This is a genomic window from Tractidigestivibacter sp., assembly GCF_050946515.1.
In the GTDB taxonomy this organism is placed as follows: Bacteria; Actinomycetota; Coriobacteriia; order Coriobacteriales; family Atopobiaceae; genus Tractidigestivibacter.
In genome coordinates, this window is sequence record NZ_JBMNUX010000002.1 from 56,209 (window position 1) to 79,116 (window position 22,908).

Consider the following 22,908-nt stretch of genomic DNA (forward strand, 5'->3'; position numbering starts at 1 on the left):
CGTCGGGTTCAAATGTGCTATGAGACAGCCTTGCGCAAGCGAGCTCGCGCGGCCGAACCGTCAATTTTTGCGTAGTAGCGCAATCAAACATTGTAGTCGAGAAGCGCAAGGCGTCATATGGTTCCACGAGGGATTCACGGTCGATTTTTTGCCGTCGGCGGTCGCGATTTTGAGAGGAAAAAAGCCGGACAGCTCATTTGCGCAGTTAGCGCCTGTTGGCACGAGCCTCCTGCTCGGATGCGCACCCCATAAGGATAACGTCGACGCAGCCGTTCGTGAAGGAGGCGCTTCCGTCATGGGCCGCCGCGATTCGCTTGACCTCTGAGGGCAGCGATGGAGAGGAGTGACCAAGGGGGGCGCCGCCCTTCTCAAGATGGATCGAGGTCACCCCACGCGACTCGCGCACGGTAAGCGAGATTGAGGTCGCGCCAGACTCGAGGGCAAAGGTCAAAAGGTCGTCAAAGAGCGAGTAGACCTCCCCTGGCTCCATGCGAGACAGCGCAGAGCCGTCGGCCACGCAGGTAAGCGTGGCCCCCGCCTGCAGGCATGCCAGGCGCTTCTCGGTAAGCACCGTGTCCAAGGCTTCGTTTCCGGTCTTCACGCGTGCGTCATAGACGCTGATCTGACGGCCGACCTCGGCAAGCGTGGCACGGTCGATGCCTGGTTCGGCCTCGTCAAGAAGGCGCAGAACGCTGTGGCGAACGTCATGAAGGCGGGCGTTCACGACCTCGATGCTTCTTTTTGACAGCTCGAACTGGCGGTCGCGCTCCTTGAGCAGGCGCCTTTGCACGGCCATGTCGACGGCGAGGCCGCTTCTAACAAGCAGCTCGTAGAGAAGCCACAGCACAAAGACGCATGCAAGGCCATGCACGCCACGAAGAAGCGCCACCATGCTAATGCCGACGGCACGGGTATCGGTAAGATTTTTGATAATGAGATCGAAGCCGATGACCACAGCCATTGCGAAGAACATCACCAGCACAAGCGATCGGTCCCGCACCGTCCGCACCCCCGCCTTGCGAACGGCGCTCACGAAGAGCAGCCGATAGGGCACATAGACGATTGCGGTCACCGCAAGAAAGATGACTGGATAGAGAGGGTCGCCAAAGCCCGAGACGCCATGGCCGGACACGAGAAGGCTCGCCATCTCGTCTGCGCCCGAGGCGAGGTTCTGAACCGTATAGCCCGCCGTGCCAGCAAAGACGGCAACCATCCACCGCACGTCATAGAGATAATGGAGCGCAAGGACAATGCCTATCATGAGCACCGAGAACAGCACGAGCAACACGAGGTAGTAGGCATCGCGCATCCAGCGCGCCAGCGAGCCAATATAGGCCAGCGTGAGCACCGCAAGGCCCGCAGCAACAATGAGCGAGCGCCGCACGGCGCCGTCGCGAAGCCCTTCGTCCGCAACGAGCGGGCACGAACCAAGCACGATGCGAAGGGCCGGAAGCAGAAGCGACGAGGCTGCCGAGAAGAGCGCCGCCGGGGTCGAAAGACCCAAGAGACCCCCTCCGGCGGGCAAGACCACGCCCATCAGATGGTTCCTCCGATGTAGGCACCCAAGCGCTCGAGCGCCTCTTTTCTTCTCGTGCGACCAAAGAAGAGCTCATCTCCGTTCGTCATCACGACGGAGTCCTTGCGCACGCGCGTGACCTGCGCCATGTTCACCAGATGGCTTGCGGCAATGCGGACAAAGTCCTGGGGCGCCAGCTCGCGCTCGAGCGACGCAAGAGAGTTCCTGTTTCTGAGCACCTCTCCCGAGGCGAGGTGGTACAGGACGTCATGGCGGTATGTCTCGACATAGAGCAGTTCGCTCAGCTCCACGATGCAAGTGCCCTCCGTGGTCGAGATGGTGATGGTTCTCCCCTGCCGTCGAGCGAGGACGCGCATCGCACGACCCATCCTCAGCGAGAAGTCGTCGTAGGAGACGGGCTTCACCATGAAGTCGAGCGCATCCACCTGGTATCCCTTGACGGCATACTGCGCAAGGTCAGTCACAAAGATGAGCGGGGTCTCGGGGTCCTTCTCGCGCATTGCCTCGGCTGCCTCCATGCCGTTGATTCCGGGCATGGCAATGTCCATGAAGACGATGTCGGCCGCAGGCCGCTTTTCGAGAAACTCCAAGGCAGATCCCAGAATCTGGCACGAGAAGGACAGGTCCTCGTGCTCGGAGGCGTATCGAGACAGATGCGCTTTCAGGCGCTCGGCCTCTTCGGGCGTGTCCTCGACGATCAAAGCGCGATAAGCCGCCACAGCCACCCTCCTTCAATCATGCCAAAGAAAACTGCAATCATGCCAAAACTCCCTGCGTAGGAGCCCCATCCAGTATATCGAATGTGACAAGGAAGGCTGTCATCCAAAGTGGCAGGAAGGTAAGGAGGACCAATGGTCAAAAGATCGAAAGAGAAGACCAAAGAGGTCAAGCGGCCGAAGCGCCTGCTGTTTGTCCTCATGTGCATCGTCGCTGGACTTGTCGCGGCGGTCACTATCGTGGGGGTCTTTGTGGTGAGGCCCTATTCGGGCATCATCAACACGTTCCTGAACTCCTCTTCTCGCGCGGACAGTGAGGAGGCGGCCGCGGCCTCCGAGCAAACCGCCGCCATAACCGAGGAGGTCGAAGGCGAGGGAATAGTCCTTCTGAAAAACGATGGCGCGCTGCCGCTGTCTGGCGTCGACAAGGTCAACGTCTTTGGCTCCACCGTGTCCGACCTCTCCTACGGCGGGACGGGCTCAGGATCTGGCGACAGCTCCTCGAACGTGACCCTCTACCAGGGACTTGAGAACGCAGGGCTCACGGTCAACCCCGACCTCGTGAGCTTCTACGAGGAAAACCACCTCGAGGCCGAGGACATGGGCCTTGTTGGCACCGACTGGAACCTCTACGAAGAGCCTGCGTCCATCTATACTGACGACGTCATCTCGAGCGCAAAGTCATACTCCGGCACCGCCATCGTCGTGCTCACCCGCAAGGGCGGAGAGGGCGCGGACGTGCCGATGGACATGGCCGACTACAGCGGCTCGGAGGCTGGCCGCAGCTACCTGGAGCTCACTCCCAACGAGGAGGACCTTCTCGCCATGGCCGAGGAGAACTTCGAGAACGTCGTCGTGATTCTCAACAGCCCCAACGTTATGGAGCTGGGCTTTTTGGAAGACGAGGGAATCGACGCCACGCTCTGGATTGGCACGCCTGGCTCGACCGGATGCAACGCCGTGGGCAACGTGCTCACCGGTGCCGTCAACCCCTCTGGCAAGACGGCCGACACCTTTGCCTATGACCTCACGAGCGCCCCGAGCTACTACAACTTCGGCGCCTATGACTACGACAACGTGAGCTACACCGACACCTCGATGTTCGCAGGCACCGGCAGCTCCGAGACCGGAACCAACCCGTATCACTACGTCGAGTACGTCGAGGGCATCTACGTGGGCTACCGCTACTATGAGACCGCCGCCGAGGATGGCTACATCGACTACGACTCCACCGTGCAGTACCCGTTTGGCTATGGCCTTTCCTACACGACCTTCGACGAGACGCTTGACGACGTGACCGACGACGGGACCACCATCACGGCGACGGTGACCGTGACCAACACCGGAGAGGTCGCAGGCAAGCAGGTCGTCGAGATCTACTACAGCGCGCCCTACACCCCTGGCGGCATCGAGAAGAGCTCCGTCGTGCTTGGCGGCTTTGACAAGACCAAGCTCCTCGAGCCCGGCGAGAGCCAGACCCTCACGGTGAGCTTCGACAAGGAGGACATGGCCTCCTACGACTACACGGGCATTAAGGCCGAGGGAGGCGCCTACGTCCTCGAGGCAGGCGACTACCAGATCAGCCTGCGCACCGACTCCCACACCGTCGTGGACTCACGCACCGTGACCGTCGACCGAGACTACATCTATAACGACGCAAACGACGGCGCGCGCTCGAGCGACCTCGTCGCGGCAACCAACCAGTTCGACGACGTCTCGTTTGGCGACAACCTGACCTATGTGAGCCGCGCCGACTGGGCCGGCACCATGCCCACCGAGCGCGCCGCGTCCACGAAGTCCGCGACCGACGAGCAGATCGAGGCGCTGACGAACCCCGATCCCATCGACACCTCAAGCGTGACCGAAGACGTCACCTTTGGCGCCGATAACGGCCTCACCCTTTCAGACATGAAGGGCCTTGACTACGACGACCCCCAGTGGGACGCGCTTCTCGACCAGGTCACTCTGAACGAGATGGAGCTGCTGGTAGGCAACGGAGGCTGGACCAACCTGAACGTCGACTCGGTGGACAAGCCCGCGATCGTAGACTGCGACGGCCCCAACGGCGTGAACAACATCATGGCCGGCGTCACCGGCACGCAGCTCACCGGCGAGGCGGTGCTGGGCACCACCTGGAACAAGGACCTTGCTCGGGAGCTTGGCACGCTCTTTGCCGATGAGGCAAAGGCCATGGGCATCGGCGGGCTCTACGCCCCTGCCGTCAACATCCACAGGAGTCCCTTCGGCGGCCGAAACTACGAGTATGTCTCTGAGGACGGCCTGCTCTCCGGCGAGATGATTGCCGCTGAGATCCAGGGCATCCAGGACGAGGGCGTATACGCCTACCTCAAGCACTTCGCGGTCAACGACCAGGAGACCAACCGCGACAACGGCGGCCTCGTGACCTGGGTAAACGAGCAGGCCATGCGCGAGATCTACCTGAAGCCGTTCGAGATTTGCGTGAAAGACGGCGGAACCAGGGCAATGATGAGCTCGTTCAACCGCATCGGCACAACGCCCACCGCAGAGAGCTCCGCGCTCCTTCAGACGGTTCTTCGCGGCGAGTGGGGATTCCATGGCATGGTCATCACCGACTGCACGATGGCCGCGAGCACCTCTGACATCAACCGCTGCCTCTTCGCCGGAAACGACCTCGAGCTCAACCTTCTGCAGAACATGCGACTGACCTCCGAGGTCACCGACACCGCCGCCGGCCACCAGGCGCTGCGCACGGCCACGCACAACATCCTCTACACCGTGGCAAACTCCGACGCGCTCGAGACCGCGACGCCCACACCCTACGCGTTCCAGGTTATCTTCTGCCTCGTGCAGGCTGCCCTCATCGCGCTCTGCGCCCTCTACTTCGTGCGTCGCCACAAGAAGATGAACCGCTGGAAGGCTCAGCAGCAAGCCAAGTAGCTTGGCTGATCGCAGCCTCCGCCACCATAGCTACAAGCGACCCCGCACCGAGGACAATCCGGTGCGGGGCCTTTTTCTTGGGGGCTTGTGCCTCCGCGCGCTCGATGCAAGCCGATGCGTTTCGTGCATGGCCGCAAGATACGAGAAGGGCCGCCACGCTGGTGCGTGTGGCGGCCCTTCGTTCCTGTGTGATTGCTGAGCCAGAGGCTAGAGGCTACTGGGCATCGTGGTGGCGGCGGGGCTGGCGGTGCTCGCCATTCTCGCTCTTAGAGGCGCCCTCGCCCTTGTCGCCAGGATGGCGACGGGTGCGGGTGCGGCGCTCGCCGTTGCCCTCATGGCGCTGGCCGCTGTGGTTGCCGGAGCCAGCGGGGGCCTCGGGCTTGTCGATGCGGTCGAGGCTGATCTTGCCCTTCTCGTCGACGTCGAGGACCTTGACCTTTACCTCGTCGCCAATGTTCAGGACGTCCTCGACCTTGTCGACGCGACCCTTGGCCACTCGCGAGATGTGCAGCAGGCCGTCCTTGCCGGGCAGGAGCTCGACGAAGGCGCCGAACGGCTGGATGCCCACGACGCGGCCGGTGTACTCCTCGCCCACCTCGGGGACCTTCACGATGGCCTTGATGCGCTCGGCCGCGGCCTCGCCTGCTCCGCCGACGCCGGCGATGAAGACGGTGCCGTCCTCCTGGATGTCAATCGTGGCGCCAGTGTCCTCCTGGATGCCGCGGATGACCTTGCCGCCGGAGCCGATGACGTCACGAATCTTGTCGGTCGGAATCTGGAGGCTGATGATCTGCGGCGCGGTCTCCTTGGCGTGGGGACGCGGAGCGGGCACGGCCTTGAGCATGGCGTCGAGGATGAACATGCGGCCCTCGTGCGCCTGCATGAGCGCGGAGCGCAGGATCTCGGGCGTAAGGCCGGTGGCCTTGTTGTCCATCTGCATGGCGGTGATGCCCTTGGTGGTGCCTGTCACCTTGAAGTCCATGTCGCCGAGGAAGTCCTCGAGGCCCTGGATGTCGGTCAGGACGACGGTCTTGCCCTCCTCCTGAATGAGGCCCATGGCCACGCCAGAGACCGGGCGCTTGATGGGCACGCCGGCGTCCATGAGGGCGAGCGTCGAGCCGCAGGTGGAAGCCATCGAGCTGGAGCCGTTGGACTCCATGACCTCGGAGACCACGCGGATGGTGTAGGGGAACTCCTCCTCGGAGGGGATCACCGGGAGAAGTGCGCGCTCGGCAAGGTTGCCGTGACCGATCTCGCGGCGCTTGGGGCTGCCCATGCGGCCGGTCTCGCCGGTGCAGTACGGCGGGAAGTTGTAGTGGTGGATGTAGCGCTTGCCGTCGACGGGCTCGATGGTGTCAAGGCGCTGCCACTCGTTGAGCATGCCCAGGGTGCAGATCGAGAGCACCTGGGTCTGACCGCGCTGGAAGAGTCCGGACCCATGGACGCGCGGCAGGTAGTCGCCCTTGATCATGAGCGGGCGCACCTCGGTGGCGGTGCGGCCGTCGACGCGCTCGCCGGTCTCGACGACCATGCGGCGCATGGCGTGCTTCTCGAGGCTCTTGAGCTCGACGGGGATCTCGCGCTCCCACTCGACCTGCTCGTCCTCGGTGAACTCGGCCTTGATGGACTCCTTCAGGGCCTCCACCTTGTCGATGCGGGAGAGCTTGTCGGCGTCCTTGAGGGCGGCGCTCATCTCGTCGTAGTGGGCGAAGATGCGGTCGTGGACCTCGGGGACGGGCTCGTCCAAGATGTACTCGCGCTGCTTGATGGGACCGTTGACCTCCTCGACCTTGGCGAAGAACTTCTTCTCCTCCTCGCAGAAGGCGGCGATTGCCTTCTGGCCGAAGGCCATGGCGTCAAGCATGTCCTCCTCGGAGATCTCGTCAGCGCCGGCCTCGAGCATCGAGATGAAGTCGGCAGAGCCGCCGAGCTCCAGGTCGAGGTCGGAATTGTCGCGCTCCTCGTAGGTCGGGTTCACGATGAACTCGTGGGTGTCGCGGTCGCGACCGATGCGCACGCAGGCAAGCGGCCCCTCGAAGGGCACGCCGCCGACGGTAAGCGCGGCCGACGCGGCCATGACGCAGATGGTGTCGACGGGATGGACCTGGTCGGCCACGAGCGTGGTGGCGACGATCTGGACCTCGTTGCGGAAGCCGTCCGGGAAGCTCGGGCGCAGCGGGCGGTCAATCATGCGGGCCGTGAGCGTGGCCTTCTCGGAAGGACGAGACTCGCGCTTGAGATAGCCGCCGGGGATGCGGCCCACGGCGTACATCTTCTCGATGAAGTCGACCGTCAGGGGGAAGAAGTCGTAGTTCTTGCGCTCCTTGGAGACCACGGCGGTAAGAAGGACCGTAGAATCTCCCGACTTCACGACGCAGGCGCCCGTGGCCTGCTTGGCGAGCTCGCCCGTCTCGAGAGCGTAGTGCTTTCCGTAGAGGTCGAACTCGTGTGTTACCTTTGCCATACTTTTCCTCTTATCTCCGCCTGCCCCATTGCAGGCGGGCCGTCTTGCGGGATGCCCTCAGGCAGCCTCCCGCGGCGCCCTCGCTTGTCTTAGGCGCACAACAGAAGGGCGCCCGCAGGCGCCCCCCGTGAAACCTGGTTACTGGATGTTGTCGCGGATGCCGAGGCTCTTGATGAGGGAACGATACTCCTCGATGTCCTGAGCCTTGATGTAGGACAGCAGACGACGACGCTTGCCGACGAGCATCAGCAGGCCGCGACGAGAGTGGAAGTCCTTCGGGTGGGACTTCATGTGCTCGGTCAGGCCCTTGATGCGCTCGGTGAGCAGAGCAACCTGGACAGGAGCAGAGCCGGAATCGTGCTCGTCCTTGCCATACTGCTTGATGAGCTCGGCCTTGCGTTCCTTGGTGACTGCCATGAAAACTCCTTTCGCATAGATTCGCCCCGAACTGAGATGACCGCCAGGCAGCCGGCAAGCCACTAAGTACGGGGTAATGACTGAACCAAAGTACCACACTTGAGCCGACCTTTGCCAATAACCCCGCGATTAACAGCATCTTCGCGGCATTTTCACAGCTTGCGCCACGCATTTTCTAGATGGGTCTTGCCAGGTTGCGCGACCTCTGATGCCCACGCGATGGGAGCTGGCAGGTTGCGCGACCTCTGATGCCCACACGATGGGGACGTGCCAGGTTGCGCGACCTCTGATGCCCGCACGATGGGAGCTGCCAGGTTGCGCGACTTCTGATGCCCGTGCGATGGGGACGTGCCAGGTTGCGCGACTTCTGATGCTCGCCCCTGACAAGTTATGCGACTTCTGATGACGGTTTTGCCAACTTGTGCGACTTCTGATGCCCGACCTGACAAGTTATGCGACTTCTGATGCCGCAAAAGTCGCACAACTTGGCAGGGCGCTTCGCGTGAGGGCTGAAGCGCTGTGGCATAGGGTCGCGGCGGCTGAAGGCGGAAACTAGGGACCGTGACGCGCGCCAGACTCTACAGACTCTACACGGATAGGAGGAACTCGAAGGCGCGAAGGCGGGCGTCAAGGTGGGTGGCGCACCAGACGTGCGCCGTGCTGAGGAGCGACAGCGCGGTCTCGCTCGTGACGGCAGCCTCTTGCAGCTGGTCAAACGTCAGACCAATCAGAGCCGCAACCCAGGCGAGCCACTCTTCGCTCACGGGCTCGGCGCCCTCGACTTCGCGGGCGCAGCTCTCGCAGAGCGCCCCTCCCGCCTGGACCGAGAACCACGTGGGGTGCGGGTCTCCGCAGGCGACGCAGGAGTCGAGCACCGGCCGCCACCCACCATGGGCGCAGACCTTGAAGGCGTACGCCGCGCAGGCAAGGTCGAGGTGCGCCTGGTCCGGAGCCTCCTCGAGCGCCCTCAGCGCGCGAGAAAGCAGCGGGTACAAAAACGGGTCTGGCGCGTCCTGGAAACAGGTCGTCCGCGCAAGCTCAAGCACGCACTCCCCCGCAGTAAAGCGCAGGTAGTCGCCCCGAAGGTTGGCATGAGGCTCCAGGAGCGACGCCTCGGAGACAACGTCGAGGTTCCTTCCCCGGGCAATCAAGAAGTCAGTCTCAGAGAAGAGCTCGCAGCGCGCGGCCAGGCGCCCGCCGGGCTTGCGGGCACCCTTCGCTACGGCGCGAACCTGGCATCCATCTGCAGCCAGCATCGTGAGGATCAAGTCCTGCTCGCCGAGCTTGGTCTTTTGGAGGACGATCGCCTTCGTCCGATAGGTGCGGGAAGCCAACGCGTTCGCCTACTCGTCGGCGCTATAGCCCAGGCGGCGAATCTCGTTGGCGTCGCGGCGCCACTGTGGCTGGACCCTCACCGTCAGGTCAAGGTACACCTTGCACCCAAGAAGCCTCTCGACGTCGCGGCGCGCCTCGATGCCGACCTTCTTGATCATCGAGCCGCCCTTGCCGACGATGATGCCCTTCTGCCCCTCGCGCTCAACGAGAACCGTGCAGGTAACGGACGCGTGACCGTCTTTGGCGTACTCGATGTCATCGCAGATGACACCAACCGAGTGCGGGACCTCCTGCCTCAAGTTCAGGAAGAGCTTCTCGCGGACGAACTCCGCGACAAGGTCCTCGGGCGTGGCGTCAGTGGTCATGTCGTCCGGGAACCACTTGGGCCCTTCGGGCAGGTGCTCCGACACGAGGTCGACGAAGGCGTCGACGTTGAAGTTCTCGCGAGCGGAGACGACAAGCTCGTCGTCAAAGTCCGCAAGCTTTCGCGCCGCCTCGAGCTGCTTGTTTATCTGCTCGGGGTTCGCCTTGTCGGCCTTTGTAATCACGAGCAGCTTGTAGGGGGCCTCGGAGCCGGCCACGTGGCGGCCTACCCACTCGTCGCCCGTGCCGACCGGCTTTGTCGCGTCAATCAGCATGGCGACGGCGTCGGCGTCGGCAAGCTCCGCGAGCGCAGCCTTGTTGAGCTCCTTGCCGAGGCTGTCCTTCGGCTTGTGAAGGCCCGGCGTGTCGATGATGACAAGCTGCGAGGAGGGCGTGTTCACCACCGCACGGAGCCTCTTGCGCGTGGTTTGCGCAACGGGGCTGGTGATGGCCACCTTCTCTCCCATGCAAGCGTTGAGCAGCGTTGACTTGCCCACGTTCGGACGACCGACAAGCGCGACGAAGCCGCTCTTGAACGGCTGCCCTCCTCCCCCAGAAATGTCACTACTCCTGTTGCCCATGAAATCCTCCATCAAGCTATTCCGCAAGGCGACCCGCGATGCTCGTCCGCGGCGCTCTCGCCAAGCGGCCAAAGCCTTGCGCCCGCGACATACGCGCTAGAAAAAGATGGCGTTCGCAAAGACGATGACGCCCACGATTCCCACGAGGACGGAAAGCACCCAGACCGCCGCTGCCGCAATGTCCTTGGCGCGGCCGGCGAGCGGGTGGAACTCGGGAGACACGAGGTCGATCGTCGTCTCGACGGCGGTGTTAAGAAGCTCCGCAGAGATTACGACGCCGCAGCAAACCAGGACAATCGCCCAGCTCAGCGGGTCAAGACCCACAATGAAGCCCAGCACGATCGCGCCGACGCCGGCGGCAAGCATCACCTTGATGTTGCGCTCGGTGTGCACCGCCGTCCGAAAGCCCTGGATTGCAAAGAGGAAGCTCTTCTTGAACGAGGGATGGTCGCTGTTAGATCCTGGGATCATTGGTCATCCACCCCCTGGCGATGGCGCGTGAGCGTGTGCGTGCGCGGGGCCCCGTCATGCGGCATGAGCGCGAGAAGCTCGTCCTCGCGAGCCTCCATGACCTGGGCCTCTGCGTCCTCAAGGTGGTCATAGCCCAGAAGGTGAAGGCATCCGTGCACCAGAAGCAGGCGAAACTCATCGGCCGCCGTGGTGCCAAAGCCCTCCGCCTGGCGAGAGATATAAGCCGGCGCCAGTACGATGTCTCCCAGCTCGCAGGGCTCTCCCGGAGCAAGGTCGGGGTCATCTGGACGCTCGCACTCGAGCGAGACGACGTCGGTCGGGCGGTCGACGCCGCGCCACTCAAGGTTCAGCTCGTGGATGCGCTCGTCGCTCACAAGCGAGACGGACACGAGGCAAGGACGCTCGACGCCCTCCTCTGCCAGCACGCGGTCGAGGTCTGAGCAAATTTCATCCTCGCTGACAGGCGAGACGACACCCTCCTCGCACGAGAGGTCATACTCGTTTGCCATTCTCGGCCTCCTCTGTCTTCTTCTCCATGCGCTCGTAGGCATCCACGATGCGCGCGACAAGCGAGTGCCGCACGATGTCGTTTCTGTCAAGGTCGACAAAGGAGATGCCGTCGATGCCCTTTAGGACCTCGCGCGCCTGCCCGAGCCCGCTCTTCCCGAGAAGGTCGCGCTGCGAGGGGTCGCCTGTGACGACGAACTTGGACGAGAAGCCCAGGCGCGTAAGAAACATCTTCATCTGCTCAGGCGTGGTGTTTTGCGCCTCGTCCAAGATCACGAAGGCGTCGTTGAAGGTGCGCCCGCGCATGAAGGCGAGCGGAGCAATCTCGATGATGCCCTGCTCGATGTAGGCGTTGCAACGTTCCATGTCAGTCATGTCGAAGAGCGCGTCGTAAAGCGGGCGCACATAAGGATCAAGCTTTTCCTGAAGCGTGCCGGGAAGGTATCCCAGCGACTCCCCAGCCTCGACGACGGGGCGCGTCAGCACGATGCGGCCGACCTCGCGGCGCTTGAGCGCGGCAACGGCCATCGCCATGGCAAGGTAGGTCTTGCCAGTGCCGGCTGGTCCCACGCCGAAGGTGATCGTATTGTTGCGAATGGAATCGACGTAGCGCTTCTGGCCTGCGGTCTTGGGTCGCACTGCGCGCCCTCGGAAGGTCAGGAGGATGTCGTCGGAGAAGTTGGGCGCCGCCTCGGCTCCGTTCATGACCTGCCCGACAAGAAGGTCCACGTCCTCGACCGTTGGAGTCTCGCCGACCTCGACAAGGCGAATCAGGCGCGAGAAGACAGACGTCACGTTGTCGACGTCCTCCGAGCTGCCCTCGATGGTCACCTGGTTGCCCCGAACGGCTACCATGACCTGGCTGAAAGCGCTCTCGACGCGTCTGAGCAGCGAGTCAGCGGGCCCCATGAGGACCGTCGGGTCAACAGAGTCGGGAATGGTCAAGCGAACGCGAGTTGGGTCCATGCTCCTCCATCATGCCGGGAGGCCGCCCCTGGCGCGGCCTCATGTGCGTGTTGGAAATTCTACCACCATGGCATGTGGGCTAACCGACGGCCCAACCAGCACGCCAAGAGAGCCTACAAGACAGAGGCCACCAGAGTGTCTCCGTCGCGAACTCCCGTCACGCGAACGCGGACAAGCTCGCCGGGCTTCGCCTGCTCTGCCCGCCCGCCCGCAAGCGCCACGTCGTAAAGGCCGCCCGACACTCCCGACGCCGCAGCCTGCACGAGCACAAGATCTTCTTTGCCCACGCGCCTCTGGGCCTCGGCTGCGCGCATCTCCTTGGCAAGGGCGCGGACGCGCGCGCTTCTCGCCGCCATCACGCGAGGGTCAACTTGGTTAGGAGCCGTCGCCGCAGGGGTTCCGGGGCGCCTGGAGTAGCGAAAGACGTGCATGCGCGAGAAGCCCGCCTCCTTGCAAAGCGAGAGGCTCTCCTCGAACTCCTGGTCGGTCTCGCCAGGAAATCCCACGATGAGGTCAGTGCCGAGCGACACGTCAGGAAGCGCCGAGCGCGTGCGGCGGATAACGTCCATGTAGTCGTCGGCGTCATAGGCTCGCCCCATGCGAGAGAGCGTGGAGGAACAGCCAGACTGCAGGCAGATATGCAAGAAAGGCGCGACACGGCCGCGCGATGCAGCCATCACCGAGAGCAAATCGTCCGTGACGTCAGGCGGCTCGATAGAGGACAGGCGGATGCGGCCCACGTCTGTGGTCGAGAGCAGCCAGTCGAGAAGCCCGCCCAGCCTGACCGCCGTCCCATCGGGAAGCGTCCCCTCGTAGCAGCCCAGGTTGATGCCCGTGAGCACCACCTCGCGGGCGCCGCGGGAAAGCGACTCGAGCACGAGCTCGCGCACCCGAGCGGCATCCACGGAGCGACCGGCGCCGCGCGCCTTCCACACGATGCAATAGGTGCAGCGATTGTCGCAGCCGTCCTGAATCTTGATTCCGGGACGCGTGCGACCGGTGGGCGTAGGCATGGAGGCAGAGACCGGAACGGCCCTCGAGGGGGCGGCGGATACGGCGTCGAAGCTGCCCTCGCGGCTTTCGAGAGCCTTGACCAACACGTCGGCAAGGCGATCCTTGTCGCGCTCTACCAGCACGTTTTTTGCAAGAGACGAGAATTCGCCGGCAAACAGGCTCGCCGCGCACCCCGTGGCGACAACGACGGGCTCCCCCGAGAGAGACGCCGCGTGCCGAATGGCCTTTCTTGCCTTGGCCTCGGCCTCGGCGGTGACCGCGCAGGTATTCACCACGATCGCATCGGCCCCATCGGCCTCGCTGACGATCTGCGCGCCGGCAGCGACGAGCTGGTCGGCAATGCGGTCGCTCTCAACGCGGTTTACACGGCATCCCAGGCTGACGATTGCCACACGGGCACCACTGACGCTCACCTGCCAGATCCTTTGCGCTGGCGAGAGGAGCGACCCCTGTCAGACTTGCCCCTTTCGCTCTTGAACGGGTTCTTGGGCGCGCGCCACTTCTCCTCTTCGGCGAAGTGCTCGGCAGCAGCGTCCTTGCCGCTAGACTCCCCGTTCTCCTCCTCTTCTTCCTCGCTAGGCTCGTCAAGCTTTCGGTCTGCGACGAGGCTCGCGACGTCGAGGAGCTGCGCCTTTGTGAGGTCTGTGGGAACGACGATCTGCACGACGCAGACGAGCTTGCCGCGGGCAATCATGCCGGAGCGCGGCATGCCGCGACGCTCAACGGAGATCTGGTCGCCGTTCTGGGAGCCAGCGGGAATCTCGACGCGGACGCGCTCGCCCTTCATGATGCCGTCGATCGTGACTGACGTGCCCACGATTGCCTCGAGCGCGTCGACCTTGACCGTCGTATAGAGGTCGTCGCCCTGGCGCTCAAAGCGCTCGTCGGCCTCGACTTCGATGCTCACCACGAGGTCGCCAGAACGGTCGCCCCGAACGCCGGCCTCTCCCATGTTCTCGACCGTGATGGTCTGACCGGAGTGCACGCCTGCGGGGATCTTGATCTCGACCTTCTCGCGAGAGGGAGCGCGGCCTTGGCCTTGGCAGGTGGGGCAGGGATTGTCGATGACCTTGCCCGAGCCATGGCAGACGGGGCAGGTGGTCTGGCTCTGCATCTGGCCGAAGATCGTGCGCTGCACCTGCACGACGCGGCCGGTGCCGTGGCAGCGATCGCAGGTGCGCTCGTGGCCGCCTTCGGCCAAGCCGGTGCCGTTGCAGTCGTCGCAGGGCGCCAGGCGCTCGTAGGCGATGGTCTTGGTGCAGCCTGCGGCCGCCTCGGCCAGCGTGATGCTCAGGCGCACGCCCATGTCGCGCCCGCGCGTGCGCGTCTGGTGTCCCATGCCACTGGCGCCGCCGCCAAAGAAAGAGTCGAAGATGTCGTCTATGCCGAAGCCAGTCCCATTGAAGATGTCTGACATGTCGACGTAGTCAGAGCCGAAGCCGGCAGGACCGTTCTCGTCGCCATAGCGATCGTAGTTCGCGCGCGCCTTCTCGTCGGAGAGCACGGTGTAGGCCTGGTTTACCTCCTTGAACTTCTCCTCGGCGTCAGGATCGTCCGAAACGTCTGGGTGAAGCTTGCGCGCCTTCTCGAGAAACGCCCGCTTAATCGTCTTGGCGTCGGCGTCGCGAGGAACGCCCAGCACCTCGTAGTAGTCCTTTTTCGCTTCCACTCTCACCAAACTCCCACAACCACAAGACGCCTCGCAGATGTGGGGCGCCGCTCAAGTCCAAAAAACAATGGGCGCAGGCCGTATAATCCCACGTCCAACAGCTCACTTTACCCAAAGATGGCGCGCATCTTTCGTCTGCGCGCCATCCTTTTTTGGAAAGCATTCAGTGTAAGGCTGCCTGCGGCCTTGTCACATCGAGTAGCCGTACCCGTAGGTGTAGCGCGGCGTTGCTGCGCACGAGTACATCGACACCGTAAGAAGCGCCATCACCAGCCCAAGGGCCGCGCCGTTCAGCATCGCGCGCGAGGCGTTTCTCCACCATCGGCCGCTTGACTTGAAGCCGCCTCCGCCCATGATCATGACCAGACCGAGCACGCCCATCACAACAAGGAAGGCCGCAAGCCCTGAGAGCGTGCCAGCGATGGCGCCAAAGATCAAGAACGGCAGCGCGAATCCTATCGTCCTGAAGCCGGAGTCCTGCATGGGCGTCATGCGCTCTGCCTCTACAACAAAGCGGCAGACAAGGTCCCCGGACGCGGAGCCGTTGGTGCCCGCGTTACCCTTGCCCTTGACGCGCACCTCGTCGCCGTCATGGGAGTTTGCCGGGACCTCGACCACGACCTCGCTCGCCGTGAGCACGCGGCCGGTGCCTCCGCATGCCTCGCAGGGGTCAGCCACGACGCGCCCCGTGCCCTCGCACTCGGGACACTCCATCTCCATGACGCCGATGCCGAAAAGGCTCGTCAGGTCGACCGAGATGTGCCCCGTCCCATGGCAGGTTGGGCAGGTCTCGGGATGCGCGGCCTCAACCGAGCCGTGGCCATGGCAGTGCTCGCAGGTGTTATAGCGCTGGTAGGTGATGGCGCGCCTACCGCCGTTTTTTGCGAGGCTGTCATCCAAGGTGAGGTCAAAGACGATATCGGAGCCCACGCGAGGGTTATACGAGCGAGAGCGTCTCTGGGCCCTGCGGCTGCGACCAGCGGGGGCGCCACCAAACGGGAATCCCCAGTCACCGTAGCCGCCGTAGCTTCCAGCGGGAGACGCTGAGCCTCCGCCATACGAGCCAGAGCGCATGGCGTCATATCGCGCGCGCTTCTCGGGGTCCGAAAGAACGGCGTATGCCTCCGAGACCTCCTTGAACTTCTCCTCGGCGTCGGGCGCCTTGTTCACGTCGGGGTGAAGCGTCCTGGCCTTCTGCTGGAACGCCTTGCGTATCTCATCGGTTGAGGCATCCTTCGAGACGCCAAGGATGGCGTAGTAGTCCTTCTCGTTCATTGCCGACATGGCAGTCTCCTGAAAGTCATAGCTGGGCTGACCCCGTTCTGTGGGGGCTTTTATCCAATTGTGCTCCTCGCCAAACAAAAAACTTCTCTCGCGGCCATAAAGTCACGAACGAGAAATGCCTATCTTGCAGGGGATTTTAAGGCTAGGCGTCCGAGAGCCTGATGGAGCGGTAGCTTACTCCGCACTCGTCAAGCACGTGCTTGGAAATCTGGTTGTCCATCGTGCCGTTGTACTTGTCGTCCAGATAGACGACCTCACCGATGCCTGCCTGTACCAGCATCTTTGCGCACTCGTGGCAGGGGAAGAGCGTCACGTACACCGTAGCTCCGCCCATGTCCTTGAGAGAGCCTCGATAGTTGAGGATCGCGTTGGCCTCGGCATGGATCACGTAGCTGTGCTTGTCGTAGAGCGGGTCGTCGGAGGCGCCCCAAGGGAATGCCTCGTCGGTCAGCGCCGAGGGCGTTCCGTTATAGCCAACCGAGAGGATGCGGTGGTTGGTATCGGCAATGCAGGCTCCTACCTGCGTGTTCGGGTCCTTGCTCCTCAAGCTCGCGGCGATTGCCACGCGCATGAAGAACTCGTCCCAGCTAATGACGTCGGTTCGCTCCCCTGCCATAGGTCCTCCCAAGTAAACTCCGGGGCTCTTCCCCAGCTACTCTACCGCGTTTTGCGGCTCGCGCTCGCAAGAGTGGAAGATATCACAGGCAGGGGCGCCAGGGGCTGAGCGGCAAGGCTCGCTCAGCCCCTGGCCGGAAAGCTTTACTCGAACGGGTTCTCGGTAGGATACGGCACGGACGCGGGCTGGTTATAGGCGATGTCGGCGATGCCCAGGTAGCGGAAGACGTCAAAGAGGGCGCGGCCACAATGGCTGAAGGCCACGGCGCCGTGGTGCGGGTAGCGCTTCTCGAGAAGGACGTGGCGGTAGAAGCGCCCCATCTCGGGGATGTCGAAGACGCCTATGCCGCCGAAGGAGCCCGTGGGCACGTCGAGGATGCGTCCCTCGGCCACGTAGGCGCGCAGCTGCCCTTCAGAGTCGCACTGCAGGCGGTAGAACGTGATGTCGGAAGGAGCGATGTCGCCCTCGAGCGTGCCGCGAGTGAAGTCGGGCTCGGAGCCTGCCGGCTCAAGCAGACGATGCTGGATGAGCTGGTACTTGACCGCGCGGTCAGCGCACATCTTGCAGCTGGGGGTGTTTCCGCAGTGGAAGCCCATGAAGGTGTCGGTCAGGCGCACGCCAGGATACGCGGGGGCGACCTTCTCGTCGTAGAGGCTCTTTGGCACAGAGTTGTTGATGTCAAGCAAGGTCACGGTGTCGTCCGAGGCGCACATGCCGATGTACTCGGAGAGGGCGCCGTAGATGTCGACCTCGCAGGCCACGGGGATGCCGCGCGAGACGAGGCGGCTGTTGACGAAGCAGGGCTCAAAGCCAAACTGGCTCGGGAACGCCGGCCAGCACTTGTCGGCGAAGGCCACGTAGTCGCGGCTGCCCTTGTGGGCGTCCGCCCAGTCGAGCAGCGTCAGCTCGAACTGCGCCATGCGCGGCAGCAGGTCGGGATAGTAGCGGCCCTCGCCCATCTCTGCCGCCATGTCGTCGCAGATCGCTTGGATGCGAGAGTCGCCCTCGTGCTCCTTAAAGGAGACGAGAAGGTCAAGCTCGGAGTTCTCCTCCACCTCGACGCCCAGCTCGTAGAGCCCCTTGATGGGGGCGTTGCAGGCGAAGAAGTCCTGCGGGCGCGGCCCGAAGGTGATGATCTTGAGGTGCGAGAGGCCGATGACGGCACGGGCCACGGGAACGAAGTCGGCCATCATCTGCGCGATGTCGTCGGCGGTGCCGACGGGGTAGCTGGGGATGTGCGCCCTGATGTGGCGCATCCCGAGGTTGTAGGAGCAGTTGAGCATGCCGCAGTAGGCGTCTCCGCGGCCGTCGATGAGGTTGCCGTCCCCCTCGGCCGCCCCCACGAACATGCAAGGGCCGTCGAAGCGCTGCGCGATCTGGGTCTCAGGCGTCTCGGGGCCGAAGTTGCCGAGAAACACGGTGAGTGCGTTTGCCCCGGCCTCTGTTGCCTCGCGCACGGCAGCGGCCATGTCGGCCTCGCTTTCGACGGTCCTGGCGACCTCGATCACCTGAAGGCCGCGCTTGGCGCAGGCCTCAACAATCGCAGAGCGACGACGCTCGCTGAGCTGGATGGGAAAGCAGTCGCGGGAGACCGCAATGATGCCGAGCTTGACCTCAGGGATGTTATCGGAATGCATGTGTGTCCTCTCTCTTTCTCTCTAGCGGCGTCTCAGGCGAGGCAGTCCGCGATGTCCACGTTCTCACCCGCTAAGGCGACCTTTGCGCCCTGGGCGGCCTCGGCGCTCTCAGAGTGCGCGAGCAGCCACTTGTTGTTAGCCCAGAGCAGCTCAGCGTCGAGGGCGTCCACAACTTTGGAGGGCTTGGGGCCGTTGGTGCCTTTGGGGAGGGCGACCAGCACCTTGAAGCCGCGCGACGGGTCCACGTGGCAGGGCGCATAATGAAGCGTTGTGGCATAGACCTCAACAAGAACGCCAGCCGGCACGCGGAAGGCAACGACGTCAGACGTGTCGAGCACGCCGTCCGCAATCTGATCCTGGCGTGCGAGGAGCAGCACGAAGTCCTCGGTGCCCAGGTTGAACTCGCTCGAGCGGTGGTACTCAAGGCAGTTGAGCCTCGTGTTGTGGCCGTTGCACCAGCCAAACTCTACGGGAAGGCCGCCGAAGAGCGCCGGAGCGAGCTCCTTTGCCTCGGCGAGCTCTTGGACGGCAGGCTCCTCGGCAACGTAGTCCGTTGCCTCGGGAAGCGGCGTCTTGGTCGCAAGCGCCTCAACAATAGGCGCGACCAGGCGCTTGGGGCACCTAACGACGCGACCGTACGAGGAAAAGAGCGCCTCCGTCACCTCATGAATCTGCATCTCTACTCCCCCATCTTCGAAAACGAATCCTTGAGCGCCGGATAGAGGCCACGCCAGACTTCGTAGCGGCGCGAATACCCTTCAACGAGCTCCGCGCGGGGCTGCACCCTGTCCTTTATTCGTACGATGGACCCCGCGCAGTCAGCGACTGTGGGATATGCGCCGCACGCCACGGCCGCGAGCATGGCGCCGCCAAGCCCCGGCCCCTGCTCTGTCTGGGGAAGCTCAAGCGTCACGTTGAGGATGGTGGCGAGCATCTCGAGCCAAAGGCGGCTCTTGGCGCCTCCGCCGCACACTGTGCTGGAGCTGACCTCGATGCCTTCTTTGCGGGCAATGTCAAGACAGTCCCTGAAGGCGAAGGACACGCCCTCGAGAACCGCGCGCGTCATCTCGTGGCGCGGGGTGTCCATGCGCATGCCAACGAAGGCGCCGCGCGCGGCCGGGTCGTTGTGAGGGCTGCGCTCTCCCATGAGATACGGGAGGAAGTAGGTGAGGCTTGTGCTCGCGTCGGCAAGGTCGATGCCCTCTTGGAGCGACGGGTAGTCCTTGGTGCCGACGACCTCTTCGCTCCACCAGCGGTTGCAGCTTGCCGCCGAGAGGATGCACCCCATAAGGTGGTAGCCGCCATCGGCGTGGTCGAATGAGTGAAGGGCGTTCTCTTGGTCAAGACGGAAGGCGCCCGACGTGATAAAGATGGTGCCTGAGGTGCCAAGGCTGATGTTGCAGCGACCATCGCCCACGGCGCCGGTGCCCACGGCAGCGGCGGCATTGTCCCCCGCCCCAGCCGCGACCACGACGTCCTCGCCCAGGCCGAGCTCGCGAGCGACGTCAGGACGCAGGGTGCCTATGGCCTCGAAGCTCTCGTGAAGCTTGGGCAGCTGGCTTTCGGTGATGCCGCAGATCTTGAGCATCTCAGGACTCCAGCGGCGATGCTCGACGTCCAAGAGCAGCATCCCCGAAGCGTCGGAGAAGTCAGTCGTGAACTTTCCGGTCAGGCGGTAGTTGACATAGTCCTTCGGGAGCATGATCTTGTCGATGCGCGAGAAGAGCTCGGGCTCCTGATCGCGCATCCAAAGGATCTTCGGCGCCGTGAAGCCTGCGAATGCGATGTTGGCAGTCCAGGAGCTGAGCTTTTCTCGGCCAATCGTGTAGTTCAGGTAGCGAACCTGCTTCTCGGAGCGTCCGTCGTTCCAGAGAATCGCAGGCCGCAGCACCTGGTCGTCCTTGTCCAGCGCCACGAGTCCGTGCATCTGGCCGGCACAGCCGATTCCGCGCACCTCGCCGGCATCGAACCCTTGGACGAGCTCAGGAATGCCCGCTCTCACGGCATCCCACCAGTCGATGGGGTCCTGCTCTGCCCAGCCTGGATGAGGATAGGCAACTGGATACTCCTTGCTCACGATGTTCATGATCTTGCCGCTCTCGTCCATGAGAAGCAGCTTCGTTGCCGACGTCCCTAAGTCAACCCCGATGTAAAGCATCCCCGCTCCTTTCATAAGACACTTTTGTAAATATACTTCACTAAACTATTTTTAAAAAGTATTTTTTAAAAATGAAGTAAGATTTATGCAACTGAGGAACTAAGGGCAAACAAAGGTGACAGGCACAATGGAAAGCCAGACCACAGACAGGCACCGACGTACACGCAACCGTGTTTTTCGACTTCTTCTCGACTCTGACATTCCCTATACAAAGCAGTACATGGCCAGCCAGCTGAGGCTCAGCCTACCGACAGTGCATCAGAGCCTCACCGAGCTCAATGAGCTCGGGCTGATACGAGTGATCGGCCATGAAGAGTCAACAGGCGGCCGGCCTGCGGCGCAGATCGGAATCAACCCCGACGCTCGGACTGCAATAGGAGTCCAGGTGACCGGCCACCATTTTAGAATCATCGAGATCAACCTCTGCCGCCAGGAGCTTGCCGCCAAGACGATCCGCCACGAGCTTGCCCAAGGAGGGCAGCGCCTTGGTCGCATGATTGCGAAAGAGGTTGAGACCTTCATCGACGAAAACAAGATTGATCCGGACACGCTCCTTGGCGTTGGCATCGCTATTCCCGGCATCATAGACGAGGCAACCGACATGATTACGCACGCCTCAACGATGAATCTCGTCAACACCCCGCTTGGGCCCATCCGCGACGCAATTCCCTATCGCACCTTTTTCGGCAACGACGCCAACCTGGGAGGATTCGCCGAATGGTACACGCGGCCAACCAACGACAGCAGCATCGCCTACCTCTCCCTTGAGAGCGGCGTTGGCGGCGCGATTCTGATCAACGGAGCAACCTATTCTGGCGACCACGGGCGAAGCGGCGAGTTCGGGCACATCTGCGTCGAGCCGAACGGGCGCGAGTGCGCCTGCGGGAAGCGAGGCTGCCTGCAGGCGTATTGCTCCACGCGTCGCCTCTCCGACGACCTTGACATCACGCTCGAGGAGTTCTTTGCCGCGCTCGACGCAAACGAGGGCGAGGCCCCCGAGATCTGGAACGACTACCTTACCCACCTGGCACGCGGCATCAACACGATTCGCATGGCGCTTGACTGCGAGGTTGTGCTGGGCGGCAGCGTCGTGCGCTTTTTTGAACCGCACCTCGGTGAGATCAGAGGAGAGGTGGCAGCGCTTGACAGCTTTGGCTCGGACGGAAGCTACGTCTCGCTCTCCCACATTTTCAGACACGCCATCCAGCTAGGCGCGGCCCTTCTCTGCATCGAGGACTTCGCAGAAAACCTCTAAGCAACGCGCAAGCGCCGCAATCCGCATGTCCTTGAGCCTCCTGTCTCAGGAGACCTTTGGCGTTCGCTTGCGTACGTCTTTCGGAAGCATCCCATAGAGGCGCTTGAACACCTCGCGCGTGTTGCGCGGATTCGAGAGGTTGTACTTCTCCATGAGAGCGCCGACGCTCTCGTCGGTGTTCAAGAGGTCGTCGTGCAGGCGGTTGACCTTGACCTCGTAGGCATAGCTCACGAGCGAGACCCCCGTTTGCTGCTTGAACATGCGCGAGAGGTAGCTGGGGTTGTACCCAAAGATGTCTGCGAGCTCGTCCACGCGGACGGGCTCCGTGACATGCTCGTGCAGAAAGACGATGATCTCCTTGACGCTGTCCGATGGCTTGGTGTTCTCCACCGGAGCTCGGAAGGTCGTGAACATGCTCTTGAGGACGTTGAGAAGGCAGATCTCGAAGTCAAAGCCGGCACCCGGGTCCTTCCGACCAATAATGTCACCCATTGCCTTGAAGTTCTCTACTACCTGCGCATACTCCGGCCTGTCCGTGCGGCCGTTCTGAAAGACCGCCTGCTCGGGATGCTCGCAGAAGGTCCTTACGACGCGCAGGGGCACCTGCAGCACATAGGCATGGTTGGGCGTGCTCGCCACGTCGTGGATTGCGCCCGAAGGGACGAGGGCAAACTGGTTGTCGCGCACATGCAGCTGCCTCCCGTCAATACGAAAGCGCAGGTGCCCGTCGAGGACGCAGACCGCTTCGAGACTGTTGTGCCAATGAAACGGGACGTACTCGCTCATCGGCTTGTCTGAATAGTAGAAGCGCACCCCATTCCTTCTGTTTGGAATCACGCTCTCGTGGTGAAGGTCAGACATCGATCCTCGTATTCATGAAACCTTACTTTTCTTACCTCAATATAGTACTCCCCTGTCATGAAAGCTGCTGCTGGTATTTTGCTGAAACTCTCCGTACTACCATCACAGCCAGCACGATAAGGAAGGGCAAAGAAGCAG

General features: G+C 62.8%; 19 protein-coding genes. 2 read left to right on the forward strand and 17 right to left on the reverse strand.

The annotated features are described in order from the left end of the window. Window positions 1–205: 205 nt before the first annotated feature. Both ACOYJL_RS01570 and ACOYJL_RS01575 read right to left on the reverse strand, forming a co-directional pair. A complete protein-coding gene (locus tag ACOYJL_RS01570) occupies window positions 206–1,504 on the reverse strand; it encodes a hypothetical protein (protein WP_433568447.1) in 1,299 nt (432 codons plus the stop codon). A 32-nt stretch (window positions 1,505–1,536) separates the two neighbouring features. Next, on the reverse strand, window positions 1,537–2,256 hold the full coding sequence (locus tag ACOYJL_RS01575) for a LytR/AlgR family response regulator transcription factor (RefSeq protein ID WP_433568448.1): 720 nt from the start codon (window positions 2,254–2,256) through the stop codon (window positions 1,537–1,539). Between the two features lie 132 nt (window positions 2,257–2,388). Between ACOYJL_RS01575 and ACOYJL_RS01580 the strand changes: the two genes are divergently transcribed. Beyond that, entirely contained in the window at window positions 2,389–5,172 is a 2,784-nt protein-coding gene (locus ACOYJL_RS01580) for a glycoside hydrolase family 3 protein (protein ID WP_433568449.1), read from the forward strand. Between the two features lie 214 nt (window positions 5,173–5,386). Here ACOYJL_RS01580 and ACOYJL_RS01585 read toward each other — a convergent pair whose 3' ends face one another. From ACOYJL_RS01585 to xylB, 14 genes are all read right to left on the reverse strand, one after another. Then, a complete protein-coding gene (locus tag ACOYJL_RS01585) occupies window positions 5,387–7,636 on the reverse strand; it encodes a polyribonucleotide nucleotidyltransferase (protein WP_433568450.1) in 2,250 nt (749 codons plus the stop codon). Between the two features lie 138 nt (window positions 7,637–7,774). Further along, window positions 7,775–8,053: a 30S ribosomal protein S15 gene (gene rpsO, locus ACOYJL_RS01590; RefSeq protein ID WP_433568451.1), complete on the reverse strand. Its 279-nt coding sequence runs from the start codon at window positions 8,051–8,053 to the stop codon at window positions 7,775–7,777. 587 nt (window positions 8,054–8,640) lie between these two features. Continuing rightward, complete coding sequence (gene recO / locus ACOYJL_RS01595; RefSeq protein WP_433568452.1) at window positions 8,641–9,387, reverse strand: DNA repair protein RecO; 747 nt, start codon at window positions 9,385–9,387, stop codon at window positions 8,641–8,643. Between the two features lie 9 nt (window positions 9,388–9,396). After that, window positions 9,397–10,332, reverse strand: a complete 936-nt coding sequence (gene era / locus ACOYJL_RS01600; RefSeq protein ID WP_433568453.1) for a GTPase Era — start codon at window positions 10,330–10,332, stop codon at window positions 9,397–9,399. Between the two features lie 96 nt (window positions 10,333–10,428). Then, window positions 10,429–10,803 (reverse strand): diacylglycerol kinase family protein, encoded by a 375-nt coding sequence (locus ACOYJL_RS01605; protein WP_433568454.1) that lies wholly within the window; start codon window positions 10,801–10,803, stop codon window positions 10,429–10,431. Continuing rightward, entirely contained in the window at window positions 10,800–11,312 is a 513-nt protein-coding gene (ybeY, locus tag ACOYJL_RS01610; RefSeq protein WP_433568455.1) for an rRNA maturation RNase YbeY, read from the reverse strand. Before ybeY ends, ACOYJL_RS01605 begins: the two co-directional genes overlap by 4 nt. Next, entirely contained in the window at window positions 11,296–12,276 is a 981-nt protein-coding gene (locus ACOYJL_RS01615) for a PhoH family protein (RefSeq protein WP_433568456.1), read from the reverse strand. The genes ybeY and ACOYJL_RS01615 overlap by 17 nt, the downstream gene beginning before the upstream one ends. A 113-nt stretch (window positions 12,277–12,389) precedes the next feature. After that, window positions 12,390–13,703 (reverse strand): MiaB/RimO family radical SAM methylthiotransferase, encoded by a 1,314-nt coding sequence (locus ACOYJL_RS01620; RefSeq protein ID WP_433568457.1) that lies wholly within the window; start codon window positions 13,701–13,703, stop codon window positions 12,390–12,392. After that, window positions 13,700–14,959 (reverse strand): molecular chaperone DnaJ, encoded by a 1,260-nt coding sequence (gene dnaJ / locus ACOYJL_RS01625; RefSeq protein ID WP_433568458.1) that lies wholly within the window; start codon window positions 14,957–14,959, stop codon window positions 13,700–13,702. The genes ACOYJL_RS01620 and dnaJ overlap by 4 nt, the downstream gene beginning before the upstream one ends. 189 nt (window positions 14,960–15,148) lie before the next feature. Continuing rightward, a complete protein-coding gene (locus ACOYJL_RS01630) occupies window positions 15,149–16,243 on the reverse strand; it encodes a DnaJ domain-containing protein (RefSeq protein ID WP_433568459.1) in 1,095 nt (364 codons plus the stop codon). 142 nt (window positions 16,244–16,385) lie between these two features. Beyond that, window positions 16,386–16,859: a deoxycytidylate deaminase gene (locus ACOYJL_RS01635; protein WP_433568460.1), complete on the reverse strand. Its 474-nt coding sequence runs from the start codon at window positions 16,857–16,859 to the stop codon at window positions 16,386–16,388. 143 nt (window positions 16,860–17,002) lie between these two features. Next, window positions 17,003–18,496 (reverse strand): L-fucose/L-arabinose isomerase family protein, encoded by a 1,494-nt coding sequence (locus ACOYJL_RS01640; protein WP_433568461.1) that lies wholly within the window; start codon window positions 18,494–18,496, stop codon window positions 17,003–17,005. A gap of 32 nt (window positions 18,497–18,528) precedes the next feature. Beyond that, window positions 18,529–19,173 (reverse strand): DUF4867 family protein, encoded by a 645-nt coding sequence (locus tag ACOYJL_RS01645; RefSeq protein WP_433568462.1) that lies wholly within the window; start codon window positions 19,171–19,173, stop codon window positions 18,529–18,531. A gap of 2 nt (window positions 19,174–19,175) precedes the next feature. Next, window positions 19,176–20,654: a xylulokinase gene (xylB, locus tag ACOYJL_RS01650; protein ID WP_433568463.1), complete on the reverse strand. Its 1,479-nt coding sequence runs from the start codon at window positions 20,652–20,654 to the stop codon at window positions 19,176–19,178. Window positions 20,655–20,781: 127 nt separating this feature from the next. Between xylB and ACOYJL_RS01655 the strand changes: the two genes are divergently transcribed. Continuing rightward, entirely contained in the window at window positions 20,782–21,909 is a 1,128-nt protein-coding gene (locus ACOYJL_RS01655) for an ROK family protein (protein WP_433568464.1), read from the forward strand. 45 nt (window positions 21,910–21,954) lie between these two features. Here ACOYJL_RS01655 and ACOYJL_RS01660 read toward each other — a convergent pair whose 3' ends face one another. Next, entirely contained in the window at window positions 21,955–22,770 is an 816-nt protein-coding gene (locus ACOYJL_RS01660; protein WP_433568465.1) for an AraC family transcriptional regulator, read from the reverse strand. Between the last annotated feature and the right edge of the window lie 138 nt (window positions 22,771–22,908).

What these genes read in the sequence shown, in the direction of transcription:
- ACOYJL_RS01580 (WP_433568449.1), top strand. Translation starts at nt 2,389, where the DNA reads ATGGTCAAAAGATCGAAAGAGAAGACCAAAGAGGTCAAGCGGCCGAAG.
- ACOYJL_RS01585 (WP_433568450.1), bottom strand. Translation starts at nt 7,636, where the DNA reads ATGGCAAAGGTAACACACGAGTTCGACCTCTACGGAAAGCACTACGCT.
- rpsO (WP_433568451.1), bottom strand. Translation starts at nt 8,053, where the DNA reads ATGGCAGTCACCAAGGAACGCAAGGCCGAGCTCATCAAGCAGTATGGC.
- era (WP_433568453.1), bottom strand. Translation starts at nt 10,332, where the DNA reads ATGGGCAACAGGAGTAGTGACATTTCTGGGGGAGGAGGGCAGCCGTTC.
- ACOYJL_RS01605 (WP_433568454.1), bottom strand. Translation starts at nt 10,803, where the DNA reads ATGATCCCAGGATCTAACAGCGACCATCCCTCGTTCAAGAAGAGCTTC.
- ybeY (WP_433568455.1), bottom strand. Translation starts at nt 11,312, where the DNA reads ATGGCAAACGAGTATGACCTCTCGTGCGAGGAGGGTGTCGTCTCGCCT.
- ACOYJL_RS01615 (WP_433568456.1), bottom strand. Translation starts at nt 12,276, where the DNA reads ATGGACCCAACTCGCGTTCGCTTGACCATTCCCGACTCTGTTGACCCG.
- ACOYJL_RS01630 (WP_433568459.1), bottom strand. Translation starts at nt 16,243, where the DNA reads ATGTCGGCAATGAACGAGAAGGACTACTACGCCATCCTTGGCGTCTCG.
- ACOYJL_RS01635 (WP_433568460.1), bottom strand. Translation starts at nt 16,859, where the DNA reads ATGGCAGGGGAGCGAACCGACGTCATTAGCTGGGACGAGTTCTTCATG.
- ACOYJL_RS01640 (WP_433568461.1), bottom strand. Translation starts at nt 18,496, where the DNA reads ATGCATTCCGATAACATCCCTGAGGTCAAGCTCGGCATCATTGCGGTC.
- ACOYJL_RS01645 (WP_433568462.1), bottom strand. Translation starts at nt 19,173, where the DNA reads ATGCAGATTCATGAGGTGACGGAGGCGCTCTTTTCCTCGTACGGTCGC.
- xylB (WP_433568463.1), bottom strand. Translation starts at nt 20,654, where the DNA reads ATGCTTTACATCGGGGTTGACTTAGGGACGTCGGCAACGAAGCTGCTT.
- ACOYJL_RS01655 (WP_433568464.1), top strand. Translation starts at nt 20,782, where the DNA reads ATGGAAAGCCAGACCACAGACAGGCACCGACGTACACGCAACCGTGTT.
- ACOYJL_RS01660 (WP_433568465.1), bottom strand. Translation starts at nt 22,770, where the DNA reads ATGTCTGACCTTCACCACGAGAGCGTGATTCCAAACAGAAGGAATGGG.